General features: G+C 69.1%; 11 protein-coding genes. 4 read left to right on the top strand and 7 right to left on the bottom strand.

What is annotated here, in order from left to right; all coding sequences use genetic code 11:
• Nucleotides 1-12: 12 nt before the first annotated feature.
• Together hmpA and G3M62_RS04530 are read right to left on the bottom strand one after the other, a co-directional pair.
• Complete coding sequence (gene hmpA, locus G3M62_RS04535) at nt 13-1,236, bottom strand: NO-inducible flavohemoprotein (RefSeq protein WP_165185070.1); 1,224 nt, start codon at nt 1,234-1,236, stop codon at nt 13-15.
• Between the two features lie 35 nt (nt 1,237-1,271).
• Nucleotides 1,272-1,946: a TehB-like domain-containing protein gene (locus tag G3M62_RS04530; RefSeq protein WP_165185068.1), complete on the bottom strand. Its 675-nt coding sequence runs from the start codon at nt 1,944-1,946 to the stop codon at nt 1,272-1,274.
• A 131-nt stretch (nt 1,947-2,077) separates the two neighbouring features.
• Between G3M62_RS04530 and G3M62_RS04525 the strand changes: the two genes are divergently transcribed.
• Entirely contained in the window at nt 2,078-2,521 is a 444-nt protein-coding gene (locus tag G3M62_RS04525) for an Rrf2 family transcriptional regulator (RefSeq protein WP_165185067.1), read from the top strand.
• Nucleotide 2,522: 1 nt separating this feature from the next.
• On the opposite strand, the gene G3M62_RS04520 is transcribed toward G3M62_RS04525, so the two are convergent.
• Nucleotides 2,523-3,284, bottom strand: a complete 762-nt coding sequence (locus tag G3M62_RS04520) for a LytTR family DNA-binding domain-containing protein (RefSeq protein ID WP_165185065.1) — start codon at nt 3,282-3,284, stop codon at nt 2,523-2,525.
• Nucleotides 3,285-3,409: 125 nt separating this feature from the next.
• Between G3M62_RS04520 and G3M62_RS04515 the strand changes: the two genes are divergently transcribed.
• Entirely contained in the window at nt 3,410-4,042 is a 633-nt protein-coding gene (locus G3M62_RS04515) for a DUF2306 domain-containing protein (protein WP_165185064.1), read from the top strand.
• On the opposite strand, the gene G3M62_RS04510 is transcribed toward G3M62_RS04515, so the two are convergent.
• Nucleotides 4,039-6,600, bottom strand: a complete 2,562-nt coding sequence (locus G3M62_RS04510) for a response regulator (protein WP_165185062.1) — start codon at nt 6,598-6,600, stop codon at nt 4,039-4,041. The genes G3M62_RS04515 and G3M62_RS04510 overlap by 4 nt on opposite strands.
• Nucleotides 6,601-6,895: 295 nt before the next feature.
• Nucleotides 6,896-7,663 carry an SDR family oxidoreductase gene (locus G3M62_RS04505; RefSeq protein ID WP_165185060.1) on the bottom strand — a complete coding sequence of 256 codons (768 nt, stop codon included), beginning with the start codon at nt 7,661-7,663 and terminating at the stop codon, nt 6,896-6,898.
• A 168-nt stretch (nt 7,664-7,831) separates the two neighbouring features.
• Between G3M62_RS04505 and G3M62_RS04500 the strand changes: the two genes are divergently transcribed.
• Nucleotides 7,832-8,314, top strand: a complete 483-nt coding sequence (locus G3M62_RS04500; RefSeq protein ID WP_165185058.1) for an SRPBCC family protein — start codon at nt 7,832-7,834, stop codon at nt 8,312-8,314.
• A 38-nt stretch (nt 8,315-8,352) separates the two neighbouring features.
• Here the strand turns inward: G3M62_RS04500 and G3M62_RS04495 are convergent, their stop codons facing one another.
• The gene (locus G3M62_RS04495) at nt 8,353-9,105 is read right to left on the bottom strand and encodes an extensin-like domain-containing protein (protein WP_165185057.1); all 753 of its coding nucleotides are present in this window, start codon (nt 9,103-9,105) and stop codon (nt 8,353-8,355) included.
• Nucleotides 9,106-9,247: 142 nt separating this feature from the next.
• Here G3M62_RS04495 and G3M62_RS04490 point away from each other — a divergent pair, with 142 nt between their 5' ends.
• The gene (locus G3M62_RS04490) at nt 9,248-10,624 is read left to right on the top strand and encodes an MFS transporter (RefSeq protein ID WP_165185055.1); all 1,377 of its coding nucleotides are present in this window, start codon (nt 9,248-9,250) and stop codon (nt 10,622-10,624) included.
• Here G3M62_RS04490 and G3M62_RS04485 read toward each other — a convergent pair.
• Nucleotides 10,621-12,609, bottom strand: coding sequence for a protein meaA (locus G3M62_RS04485; protein ID WP_165185053.1), 1,989 nt, complete (start codon nt 12,607-12,609; stop codon nt 10,621-10,623). The two genes, G3M62_RS04490 and G3M62_RS04485, sit on opposite strands and share 4 nt — an antisense overlap.
• Nucleotides 12,610-12,629 lie beyond the last annotated feature (20 nt).

Genomic DNA, 12,629 nt, shown 5'->3' with positions numbered 1-12,629 from the left:
TCTTTTTGACGCCTAAGCCGCGATCGCCTCGGCCGTCGGGCCAAACACCTCGTAGTGGATGCGATCGGCCGGCACGCCCGCGCCGGCCAAGCCCGTGACGAAGGCCTTCAGGAACGGCATCGGGCCGCACAGGTAGAAGTCGGCCTCGAGGAACGGGGTGTTGGCGGCCAGCCAGTCGAGGGTGATGAAGCCGTCGACGTCGTGGGTCTCGCCGATCCGGTCATCCTCCAGCGGGTGGCTGTAGAAGGTGGTGACGCTGACTCCCCCGTGATCCTTGGCCAGCGACCGGACGTGGCCGTCCAGGGCGTGAACGCCGCTGTTGAGCGCGCCGTGCACGAAATGGGCTTCCAGGTCCGGATGGGCCTGGGCGATGTGCTCGACCATGCTGACCATCGGGGTCAGGCCGACGCCGCCGCTGAGCAGCACCACCGGGCGGGCCGGCCGGTCGGCCAGGAAGAAGTCGCCGGCCGGGGGCGTAGCCTGCAGCACGTCGCCCACCCGGATCTTGTCGTGCAGGTACCGCGAGGCCGCGCCCAGGTCCTCGCGCTTGACCGAGATCCGGTAGGTTTTGTCGTTCGGACCGGCCGAGATCGAGTAGTTGCGCTTTTCGCCCCCAAGTGAGGATTGGGCGAGGTCGGCCGCGTCGAAGCGGAAGGTCAGGTACTGGCCCGGCTTGTGCGGGATCACCGCGCCGCCGTCCTGGGGCCTCAGCACGAACGAGGTGATCACCGCGCTCTCGCGGATTTTCTCGGCGACCACGAAGTCGCGCCAGCCGGTCCATCCGCCTTCGATGGCCTCGATCCGCGTCCGGATCTCGACTTCCCGCGCGATCAGGATGTCGGCCAGGAACCAGTAGGCCTCGCCCCAGGCGGCCAGGATCTCGTCGGTGGCGACGTCGCCCAGCACGTCCTTGATCGCGCCCAGCAGGGCCGTGGCCACGAACGGATAGTGCTCAGCCAGGATGTGATAGCCGACGTGCTTGTGGGCGATGCGCTCGACCACCGGCAGCACCACGCCCAGGTTGTCGATGTTCTGGGCGTAGGCCAGGATCGCGCCGGCCAGGGCCTTGGGCTGGGCGCCGGTCGTCTGGTTGGCGTGGTTGAACAGGGCCTTGATATGGTCGTCCTGGAACAGCCGGGCGTACATCGCCAGGGTGATCGCCTCGCCATGGGCGGCCAGGGCCGGAACCGTGGCCTTGACGTGCGCGATCGTATCCGCGCTGAGCGCAGTCGCCATTGTGGTCTCCTCGTGAAGGTTGGGTCTGGAGCCGGCTAGAGCGCCGGCTGGTGGTCGTAGAACTCGACCTGCATCCGCATCGGCCCGACCGGCTCGACGTGGTGAGGTTCCTGCGGTCGCACCAGGCCCGGCGTGCCCGGCGACAGGATCACGTCGTGGTCGTGGGCCTCGATCCGGTAGCGGACGCAGCCCTCCAGCACGCGGATCACGCCCCAGACGCCCGCCTTGGTGGTGTGCGCCTGGCGCAGGGCCTGGGGCAGGGTCTGGTCGTCGAACACCGGGGTCGAGCGGTAGGGTTTGGAGGTCGGCGTTTCGGCCTCGACCGGCGCGGCCTTGGGGAGGCGGAAATGCAACGCCGCGTCCAGGCTCTGGGCGATGCGCGCGGCCTTGGCCTGCATGGCCTCGGCGACCGGCGGCGACATCATCTCGTTGGTCGTCCGCGTCCAGATCGCCAGCCAGCGGCCGAACAGCTCCGAAGGGATGCGGTCGGCATGCTGGAGGTGGACAGCCATCGGATTGCCCTTGTAGCGGCCGGTGGTCAGCATCACCGACGACCAGAAATCGCCCAGGGTCCCCAGGTGGTGACCCCAGTCCTCGACGGCGTCGTTGAACACCGGACCGAGCTCCGCGTCGGCGCGGACGCGAGCGTAGAAGCGATCCAGCAGGGCCGGCAGGGCGGCTTCGATTTCGGCGGCTTGGTTCGGGTCCATGACGGGAGCCTAATTGATGCGTCAAAAATGCATCTATAAGCCCGAAGCGAAACATGCAATGGAAATATTGGTTTTAAGTAATCGCCCTTAGCCCGGCTTTTGAAGGGAGGGGGCGGCGTTCCGGAGTTCCGATGCGCCTGACGCGCTACACCGACTACGCCATGCGGGTGCTGCTGCACCTGGCGGCGCGCGACGACGGCGACCTGTCCTCGATCGGCGAGATCGCGGGCCTCTACGACATCTCGCAAAACCACCTGATGAAGGTGGTGCAGGACCTGGGCCGGGCCGGCTTCGTGCGCACCGTGCGCGGCCGCAACGGCGGCATCACCCTGGCGCGCCCCGCCGACCAGATCGTCATCGGCCAGGTGGTGCGCCAGACCGAGGAAGGCTTCCAGCTGGTCGACTGCAGCCAGTGCGTGATCGCCCCGGCCTGCACCCTGCCCCGCGTGCTGAACGAGGCCACGGCAGCCTTCATCGCGGTGCTCGACAAGTACACCCTGGAAGACCTGCTGGATCAGCGCCACCAGATGCGGGCGCTGTTCGGCATCACCGATCCCGCCGCCCTTCCCGCCTAGTTCAGAACCAGCCGGCCGCCTTGAGCGTCGGCGCGTGGGTCCGGCTGACCGGGGCGACCAGGCCGCCGGCCAGGCGCAGCTCGCCGCCACCCCGTCGCCAGCGCACGCCCTCGATCGCCTCGGCCGCCACCCACCACGAGCGGTGGGTCTGGAAGCCGTGCGCGCCCGACAGCTCGTCCAGGGCCACGGCCAGGCGCAGGGTGATCATCTCGGCTCCGACGTCGGTGTGGACCCGCAGATAGTGATCGTCGGCCTCGATCGCGATCAGCCGCGCGCCCCGCCGCTTGGCCGACAATCGCCGACGGAAGACCGCCTCGGCCTCGGGCAAGGGCGGCGCCACCACGACCCGGGTCTCGACCACCGGCGGCGGCCGGCGCCAGACCAGGGCGCGGATGGCCATGACCGGAATGGAGATCAGGAACACCTGCCACAGCAGCGGCCAGTAGCGCGACAGGATCAGCGCCCCGCCCGCCACGACATGGCCGCTCATCAGCACCAGCAGGGTGGCGGGCGGCGTCATCAGCACGGTGGTCACCAGCAGCCGTCGCCAGAACCCCCGCGCGCGCCGCCCGATCGTCTCGTCGATGGCCACGCCGATCAGCCCGCCGCCGACGATGCACGCCAGCCAGTAGACATAGATCTGGCGAGGCGGCAGGTGGCCGGTGCCGTACGGTCCGACCGCGCCCATGAACAGACCGATCGCCAGCAGCAGCGCCAGGTCGGCGGCCGCGCGCTTCAGGGTCGCCCTAAGGTCCGGCCGCATCGTCACCCCGAAATCGCCTCTCGCCCCAGCGCCGCACCGTTGGCGCAGTATCGGCGCCGCTCACGCAACCTCGCCTAGCGCCGGTCGGCGAGCGCCGCAATCTCCGTCAAACGCTGGAGATCCGCATGACCCGTCCCCTCACCCGTTCCCTGATCTGGAGCCTCTGGGCCCTGTACGCCCTGCTGAGCGCGGCCGTGGCGCTGTTTTCCTATCGCTATCTGCCGCGCATCGGGCCGTTGGCGCCGGACATCCTGGCCAACCTGTTCGCGCGGCCGTGGCTGGACGTCCATGTGGCGGGGGCGGCGACGGCGCTGCTGGTCGGCCCGGTCCAGTTCCTGCCCTGGGTGCGGCGACGCTTCCCCGTCCTGCACCGCGTGCTGGGGCGGATCTACGTGATCGGCTGCCTGAGTGGCGGGGTCGGCGGGCTGATCATGGCGTTCGGCTCCACCAAGGGCCCCATCGCCACGGCCGGCTTCGCCAGCCTCGCCGTCTGCTGGATCACGGCCAACCTCCAGGGCTGGCGGCTGGCCGTGGCGCGGCGCTTCGACGACCACCGCGCCTGGATGCTGCGCTCGTTCGCCATGACCTTCGCCGCGGTCACCTTGCGGATCTACATCGTGGCGCTGCCGATGCTGGGCATGGATCCGCTGGACGCCTATCGCGCGTCGGCGTTCCTGGCCTGGGTCCCGAACCTGATCCTGGTCGAGCTTTATCTGCGCGGCGCTTTTGGCCGCCGGACACGCCCCGCTTCGGCCTAGGCCTGGGCGCTTTCGGCGGCGGGGTTCGCGCCCCGTCGGTCCAGCACCTGGACCAGCACCGACACCAGGTCGCGCAGGTCGATCGGCTTGGCGATGTGGGCGTCCATGCCGGCCTCCAGGCAGGTGTCGATCTGGGTGCGCATGACGTCGGCGGTCAGGGCGACGACCGGTAACGTCGTCCAGCGCGGATCACGGCGCAGGCGGCGCGTGGCCTCCAGCCCGTCCATCACCGGCATGTTGACGTCCATCAACACCAGGTCGAACACCTCGGCCTCCAGCGCGTCCAAGGCCTCGCGGCCGTTCTCGACCTCGACCAGGTCACAGTCGAACGGGGCCAGGAACAGCTTGATGACCCGGCGATTGACCGGATGGTCGTCGACCACCAGCACGCGCCGACCGTGCAGGGGCGACAGGGCCTCGTCCTCGCTGGCCGCGCCGAAGGCGGGGGCCCCGGCGTCCGTCGCGCCCGAGGCGGCGACATCGGCCTGGAAGGTCAGCGTGAAGGTCGAGCCCCGGCCCTCGCCGCTGTCGACCAGGATCTCGCCGTCCATCAGCTCGGCCAGGCGACGGGTGATGTTCAGACCCAGGCCCGTTCCGCCGAAGGTGCGGGTGGTCGACGCGTCGGCCTGGGTGAAGGCGCCGAACAGCTTGGACAGGGTGGCCGGGCTCATGCCGATGCCGGTGTCGGTGACGGTCAGGCGCACGCCCGCGCGACCCGTCTGGGGATCGGGCGCCCAGGCCAGGGCCACGTCCACCCGCCCGACCACCGTGAACTTCAGGGCGTTGGACAGCAGGTTGGCCAGGCACTGGCGCACCCGCACGGCGTCGAACATCAGCATCGGCGGCGGCTCGCCGAGCACGGTGAAGGTCAGCTCGACATCCTTCTCGCGCGCGGTCGGCTGGTAGCCGCCCACCAGGCGGGCGCACACCCCGACCAGGTCGCCGGCGGTCGGGGCGATCTCCAGCTTTCCCGCCTCGATCTTCGACAGGTCCAGGATGTCGTTGAGCAGCACCAGCAGGGTGTCGCCGCTGTCGATCATCAGCTCGACCTGCTCGCGCTGGCGCGCGTTCAGCGCTTCGGTGCGAAGCGCCTGGGCCATGCCCAGCATGCCGTTCAGCGGCGTGCGCAGCTCGTGGCTCATCACGGCCAGGAAGGCGGACTTGGCCTCGTTGGCCGACTCGGCCCGGCCGCGCGCCTCCTTCAGCCGCACCGAGGCCCGGCGCAGATAGAAGCTCCACCCCACCCCGCCCAGCACCAGCACGCCCAGCAGCATGGCGATGATGATCGAGGCGTGGGCCAGGCGGCGGTTCAGCTCGACTTCGGCGGTCAGGCGACGGCTTTCGTCGCGCTTGGACCGCAGCTCGGTCTCCAGGGCCGAAGCCATCTGGGCGCCGTTGCGCGACAGGGCGGCCTGGGTCTTCTCGTGGTCCTGCCGGCGCCATTGATCCAGCAGGCGGAAGGCGTCCTCGCCGCGATGCTCGGCCAGGGCGATATAGGCGCTGAGCAGCAGCTCGGCCTGCGGGTCGCGCTCCAGGGTCTCGACCGGGATGGCGCGGATCACGTCCAGGTCGGCCCGGGCAGCGGCCGGGTCGCCCAACTCGGCCTGGGCCTGGGCGCGCAGGCGCAGGCTGAGGCCGGTCAGGCGGTTGGTCGGGCGGGCGATCTCGAAGGCTCCGGCGTCCAGGCACCGCAGCACCCGGGCCGGCGCGTGGCGGGCGTTGGCGATGCGAGCGCACAGATAGCGATCCCAGGTCTTCAGGTCCGGATCGCCGGCCGCCTGGGTCATGTGGTGGTGCACGCTGGCGAAGTGTTCGGCGGCGTCCAGCTCGCCCACCTCGGCGGCGGTGTAGGCGATGTCGTAGATGCGCTCGACCTTGCGCATGTAGAACGCGTTGCCCTCGTCCAGGCGAGCGGCCTGGCTCATGTGGTCCAGCGCGCCTTCCTTATCGCCGATATAGGACAGGGTGTAGGAATGCACCTGGTGGGCCTCGGCCAGCAGCGGTCGGGCGATGGGGCCCTTGCGCTCCAGCTGCCCCATGACCTCGGCGGCCAGGCGCGAGGCGTCGGCCCACTGCCCCGAACGGCCCAGGGTGCGGATGCGCTCGACCGCGGCCATCATGCGAATGTTGGGGCCCGAGCGGTCCATGTAGCGGACCCAGTCGGCGTCGTTGAAGGTGCGGAAACCGCCCGACTCGTGGCGGTAGGCCGTCTGCAACAGGTCGACCAGCGCCAGCAGTTCGGCGTCGTTGTCGTCCTTGGCCAGGCGTCGCACGCGGCGAGCCCAGTCGTCGAACTGCGGCTCGACCTGGTTGCTCTTGTAGGCGTAGAGCACCGACCACAGGCCATACAGGCGCTTTTCGCCATGCTGTCTCAGCGCCCGGCGCCCCACGCGCTCGATGTCGTCGTTCTCGCGGGCCGGCGGCTTGATCTCGTCGCGGCTGACTTCGCGGTACAGGGCGTCCAGCTTGGCCGACTGCGCCGAAAGGGCGAAGGCTTGGCCGCCGGTCGCGGTCAACAGGGTTGCGATCGCCGCGAGGAACAGGACGTAGCGCCGCAAGCCGAGGTTTCCTGGTGAACCTTGGCAAGGTACGAAAAGGGCCTGTATTCAAAGTTAAGATCGCCGCCGCGCGACGTTCGGTCGCTAGCCATCGCCATGGCGGGAAAAATTGCCCCTTTTGACCGTCACGAAAGTGACGCTCGGCGCCTTGATGACTCCGCTCATCTCGGCGAACGCCCGGACCCAGATCCGTTAGAGGTGTGGCTGACTGGAAGAGCTCAACGCTTTTGGCGTCAACCCCAAAGCTAATCCATCTGGGTCCCGGCATTCGCCGGGATGAGCGGATTTGAAGACTCTAGATTGTCGCCCCGCCGTCGACCACCAGGGCCTGTCCAGTCATGAAGCTTCCGGCCTTCGAGGCCAGGTAGATCGCCGCGCCCGCCAGCTCGTCCGGCTCGCCGATCCGGCGCAGGGGCACGCCGCTGGTGGCCCGCTCCAGGGTGACCGGATCGTCCCACAGGGCCTTGGCGAAGTCGGTCTTGATCAGGCCCGGGGCGATGCAGTTGACCCGCACGTTGTCGGGTCCGAACTCGTGGGCCAGGTTGCGGGCCAGCTGGAAGTCGGCGGCCTTGGAGATGTTGTAGGCCCCGATCGTGACGCTGCCGCGCAGGCCGCCGATCGAGCTGACGATGATGATCGCCCCATCCTTCCGCGCCCGCATTTCCGGGGCGACCATGCCGATCAGCCAGTGATTGCTGATGATGTTGTTGTCCAGGATCTTGCGGAACTGCTCGTCGGCGATGCCGCCCAGCGGTCCGTAATAGGGGTTGGACGCGGCGTTGCAGACGCAGATGTCGACTTGGCCGAACGCCAGCTTCGTCTCGTCGACCAGGCGCTGGAGGTCGTCTTTCGAGGCGATGTTGGCGGGAACCGACAGCGCCGTACCCTCGCCGTGCTGGGCGTTGATCTCGGCGGCGACCTCGTCGCAGGGCCCGGCCTTGCGCGAGGAGATCACCACCTTGGCGCCCTGCTGCGCCATGCGCTGGGCGATGGCCTTGCCGATGCCCCGCGAACTGCCGGTGATGATCGCCACCTTGCCGGTGAGGTCGAAGAGGCTGGTCATGGCGGCGGTTCCCGAAGCTTTCAAAACGATTGTTTGAATTGACCGCACATTGGCCCCAGCGTGGCCAGCGGGTCAAGCATCGACAAATTTTCTCGCGCACCTTGTCGGGGACGGGACAGGCCGTCCGTCCTTCGGGCACAACACCACGACCCCTTCCGGAGAGACGCCATGAACGCCCCCGCCCCCTCCCCGATCGCCGAGCGCGAACTGGTTCTGACCCGCATCATCGACGTGCCCGCCGACAAGCTGTTCAAGTGCTGGACCACGCCCGAGCGCATGCACGAATGGTTCTGCCCCAAGCCCTGGACCGTCTCGCACGCCGAGATGGACATCCGCGCCGGCGGCTCCAGCCTGATCGTCATGAAGGGTCCAAACGGCGAGGAGGTCCCCAACCCGGGCGTCTATCTCGAGGTCGTTCCGAACAAGCGCCTGGTCTTCACCGACGCCTTCAGCCCGGCCTGGGTCCCGGCCGGAAAGCCGTTCATGGTCGCGACCGTCGAATTCGACGATCTGGGCGACGGCACGACCCGCTACACCGCCACCGCCCGCCACTGGACCGTCGAGGATCGCAAGACCCATGAGCAGATGGGCTTCCACGAAGGCTGGGGCGTCGTCGCCGACCAGATGGCCGAAGTGGCGCGGACGATGTGATCACCGATCGGGGACAGGCGCATGCGCCTGTCCCTACCTCACGCGCACTTGTTCCAGCCGTGCATGTCCAGGTGGAAGTGGTCGTGGTGTTCGGCGTTGAAGTCGGGGCTCAGGGTGGTGATGAACACCCGGCAGGCCCCATCGCGCACCCGGCGCAGGAACTGGCCCTTGGGGCCCGGATCGTTCCAGTCGCGGGCCACATAGACCGTCTGGCCGTCGGCCAGCTTGAAGCCGGCCAGGTCGATGGCGTCGGCGCTGGCGTGCTCGCTGACCGGGCCCTCGGCCTTGCCGTACATCCGACGGCAGGAATAGGTGCCGTAGTGCTCCAGCCCGACCACGCCCTGGCCGAGCACCTCATAGGCGGCCGGCTGCACCACCTGACGCTCCCAGATCGACAGGGCCAGCGCCTCCTTGCAGGCCATGGGCGCGTCGGTGGGCGACAAGGGCGCCATCCCGCTCTCGATCTGCAGGGCGTCACGCACCGTGCAGAACCCGCCGTCGGTCTTCTCCGGCAGGTCGACATAGGTCAGGCCGGCCTTGTGCAGGATCGCTCGGCACGCGGCGGGATCGGCGCCCGCCCGCGCGGCCTTGATCCGCGTGGCCATGCCGACCGGATCGACGATGCTCAGCGGCTTCCACGGCAGGTGCTGGCGCGCGATGCCGCGCTCGGCCACCAGCGCCATGACCAGCACCAGCGACCACAGCAGCACGAGCGCCGTCAGCCCCGCCAGGCGGTTCTGATGGCGCGTGCGGTGCTCGACGCGCGGATGGCGCGGGACGCGATAGGCCATGGGCGGGGGAGCGCCTGAAAGGGTTAATGGCCAAGCCTTGCCTTAGGACCGCGCGCTAAACAACCCTCGCCCGGAAGCTGGAGGGTTTGAAGCTTGGCTCCCGGGCCGGGAACAGGCATCAAGCGCCTCCCTGGAGACGCCCATGACCCCCTCGAACAGCTGGCGCGGCCTGCTGAACGCCGAACTGGCTCCGCGCTTCGCCCTGCTGTGCCTGGGCATCTGGCTGAACGCCGCCGACACCCTGGTGACGGTGACGATCATGCCCAGCGTCGCCAAGGAGATCGGCGGCTATCAGTATTTCGGCTGGTCGATCGCCGCCTTCCTGCTGGGCTCGATCCTGGCCGGCGCCTGCGCGGGCAAGCTGTCGATCCGCTTCGGCCTGAGGCGCGCCACCGCCCTGGCCGGCGTGGTCTATGCGATCGGCTGCGCCATGGGGGCCTGCGCGCCGGAGTTCCTGATGTTCGTGGCCGGGCGTCTGGTCCAGGGCCTGGGCGCGGGGGCGATCGTCTCGCTGTGCTACGTGGCGATCAGCGCCATGTTCCCCGAAAGCCTGTGGCCGCGCGTCTATGGCGCGATCGCCGGCGTCTGGGGCGCGGCGACCCTACTCGGCCCGTTGTGCGGCGGGCTGTTCGCCGAGGCGGGCTTCTGGCGCGGCGCGTTCTGGTTCTTCGTGGTCCAGGCCGTGATCTTCGTCGGCGCGGTGCTGGTCATGGTGCCCAGTGCGCCCAAGGCGCCGGACGGCGGACGCATCCCCGGGCGGCAGTTGGCCCTGCTGACCGTCGGCGTGACCCTGATCGCCGCCGCCGGCGTCGTGCCCGGACAGGTGACGGCGGCCGTCTGCGCGGTGCTGGGCGCCCTGGCCATGGCCGCCATGCTGCTGGTCAACAATCGCACCGCCGACCGCCTGCTGCCCCGCGCGGCCGGCGACCTGGCCACCGCCACCGGCCTGGGCCTGATGGTGATCTTCTTCTGCGAGGCCGCCACGGTCGGCTTTTCGGTCTATGGCCCCACCTTCATCCAGGTGCTGCACGGCGCCGATCCGCTGCTGAGCGGCTATGTGATCGGCGGCATCGCGGCGGGCTGGACGGCCTTCTCGTTCGTGGTCGCCGGGCTGAAGCCCCGGCACGAGGGCCTGGCGATCCGCATCGGCGCCGTGGTGATCGTGGCCGGCGTGGCCTGGGGCGCTTACGAGATGGTGCTGGGCGGCCTGGTCGGGATCACCCTGTCGATGGTCACCCTGGGCAGCGGCTTCGGGATCTGCTGGGCGTTCCTGGCCAAGCGGGTGATCGGCGGCGCGCCGCTCGAGGAACAGCCCCTGGCCTCGGCCGCGGTGCCCACCACCCAGCTGATCGGCGGCGCTGTCGGCGCGGCGGCGGCGGGCGCCTTGGCCAACGCCCTGGGCTTCGCCCACGGCGTCGAGCCGGCGAACGGCGTGGCCCACGGGCTGTGGCTGTTCTACGCGTTCGCGCCGTTGGCGGTCGTAGGACTGGCGGCGGCCTGGCGGCTGGGACGCGACTAAACCTCAGCCAGCGCCGCCGCTTCCACCAGCTTGACCACATCCCCCATGATCTCGGTGATCTTGAAGTCCTTGGGGGTGTAGATCCGCGCCACGCCCATCTGCTTGAGGATCAGGGCGTCGTCTTCGGGGATGATGCCGCCGGCCACCACGGGGATGTGGCCCAGACCTTCGGCGCGCATTACGCGGATGACTTCCTGCACCAGGTCCAGGTGCGAGCCCGACAGGATCGACAGGCCCACCACGTGGGCGCGGCCTTCCTTGGCGCGGCGGACGATTTCTTCCGGCGTCGAGCGGATGCCGTCATAGATCACGTCCATGCCGACCGCGCGGGCCCGGGTGGCGATCTGTTCGGCGCCGTTGGAGTGGCCGTCCAGGCCCGGCTTGCCGACCAGATAGGTCAGGGTGCGGCCCAGCACCTGGGACACGCGCTCGACCTCGGCCTTCACCGCCTCGACGTCCTCGGCCTCGCCGGTGGAGACCACGACGGCCACGCCGGTGGGGCCGCGATATTCGCCGAACACCTCGCGCAGGGCTCCGGCCCACTCGCCGGTGGTGATGCCGGCCTTGGCGGCTATAATCGAGGGTTCCATAATATTTCGGCCATCGGCGGCGGCGGCTTTCAGGTCGACCAGGGCGGCCTCGGCGGCGACCGGATCACGGACCGCGCGCCAGGCCTTGAGCCGCTCGACGACGCCGGCTTCCAGCAGCGGATCCACGGTCTCGATGGCCTTGCCGCCGGCCGCCAGGGGAGAAGCCTCGCTGTCGGTCCAGCGGTTGACGCCGACCACGGTCATGTCGCCGGTCTCGACCGAGCGCACCCGCGCGGCGTTGGAGGAGACCAGCGCCTTCTTCATGTAGTCGATGGCGTTCTGGGCCCCGCCCATTTCGTCGATCAGGGCCAGTTGTTCCAGCGCGCCCTTCGACAGCTCGGCCACCTTGGCCTCGACCACGTGGCTGCCGTCGAACAGGTCCTCGTATTCCAAGAGATCGGTCTCGTAGGCCAGCACCTGTTGCAGGCGCAGCGACCACTGCTGGTCGAACGGACGCGGCAAACCCAGCGCCTCGTTCCAGGCCGGCAGTTGCAAGGCCCGGCAGCGGGCGTCCTTGCTCAGGGTGACCGCCAGGGCCTCGATCAGGATGCGGTAGACGTTGTTCTCGGGCTGCTGCTCGGTCAGGCCCAGGCTGTTGACCTGCACGCCATAGCGGAAGCGCCGGGCCTTCTTGTCCTGCACGCCGTAGCGCTCCAGCAGGATCTGATCCCACAGCCGGGTGAACGACCGCATCTTGCAGAGTTCCGTCACGAACCGCACGCCGGCGTTGACGAAGAAGCTGATGCGCGAGGCGACGATCTCGAAGTCTTCCTCGGGCACCTGGCCGCCGGCCCGCACGGTGTCGAGCACGCTGATCGCCGTGGCCAGGGCGAAGGCCAGCTCCTGCTCCGGCGTCGCGCCGGCCTCCTGCAGGTGGTAGCTGCAGACGTTCATCGGGTTCCATTTCGGAACCTCGCGATAGCACCAGGCGATCATGTCGCCGATCAGCCGCAGGCTCGGGCCCGGCGGGAAGATGTAGGTGCCGCGGCTGAGGTATTCCTTGATCAGGTCGTTCTGGGTGGTGCCCTGCAGCAGCTTGCGGTCGGCCCCCTGCTCGTCGCCCAGCGCCACGTACATCGCCAGCAGCCAGGCGGCCGGGGCGTTGATGGTCATGGAGGTGTTGGACTGCTCCAGCGGGATCTGGTCGAACAGCTGGCGCATGTCGCCGATATGGCTGATCGGCACGCCCACCTTGCCGACCTCGCCGCGCGCCAGGATATGGTCGGCGTCGTAGCCGGTCTGGGTGGGCAGGTCGAAGGCGACGGACAGGCCGGTCTGGCCCTTGGCCAGGTTGGCCCGATACAGCGCGTTGGATTTCTCGGCCGTGGAATGCCCCGCATAGGTGCGGAAGATCCAAGGCGCGTCAGGAGCGTGCTGGAACGGCTTGGCTGTCATCCTGCGCTTCCCGTTTATCG

This window comes from Caulobacter soli, from assembly GCF_011045195.1.
In the GTDB taxonomy this organism is placed as follows: Bacteria; Pseudomonadota; Alphaproteobacteria; order Caulobacterales; family Caulobacteraceae; genus Caulobacter; species Caulobacter soli.
The sequence above is the reverse complement of the archived record's forward strand: the minus strand, read 5'-3'. Positions and strand labels throughout refer to the sequence as shown.

Coding starts and splice junctions, on each gene's coding strand:
- hmpA (WP_165185070.1), bottom strand. CDS start 1,236: ATGGCGACTGCGCTCAGCGCGGATACGATCGCGCACGTCAAGGCCACG.
- G3M62_RS04530 (WP_165185068.1), bottom strand. CDS start 1,946: ATGGACCCGAACCAAGCCGCCGAAATCGAAGCCGCCCTGCCGGCCCTG.
- G3M62_RS04525 (WP_165185067.1), top strand. CDS start 2,078: ATGCGCCTGACGCGCTACACCGACTACGCCATGCGGGTGCTGCTGCAC.
- G3M62_RS04520 (WP_165185065.1), bottom strand. CDS start 3,284: ATGCGGCCGGACCTTAGGGCGACCCTGAAGCGCGCGGCCGCCGACCTG.
- G3M62_RS04515 (WP_165185064.1), top strand. CDS start 3,410: ATGACCCGTCCCCTCACCCGTTCCCTGATCTGGAGCCTCTGGGCCCTG.
- G3M62_RS04505 (WP_165185060.1), bottom strand. CDS start 7,663: ATGACCAGCCTCTTCGACCTCACCGGCAAGGTGGCGATCATCACCGGC.
- G3M62_RS04500 (WP_165185058.1), top strand. CDS start 7,832: ATGAACGCCCCCGCCCCCTCCCCGATCGCCGAGCGCGAACTGGTTCTG.
- G3M62_RS04495 (WP_165185057.1), bottom strand. CDS start 9,105: ATGGCCTATCGCGTCCCGCGCCATCCGCGCGTCGAGCACCGCACGCGC.
- G3M62_RS04490 (WP_165185055.1), top strand. CDS start 9,248: ATGACCCCCTCGAACAGCTGGCGCGGCCTGCTGAACGCCGAACTGGCT.
- G3M62_RS04485 (WP_165185053.1), bottom strand. CDS start 12,609: ATGACAGCCAAGCCGTTCCAGCACGCTCCTGACGCGCCTTGGATCTTC.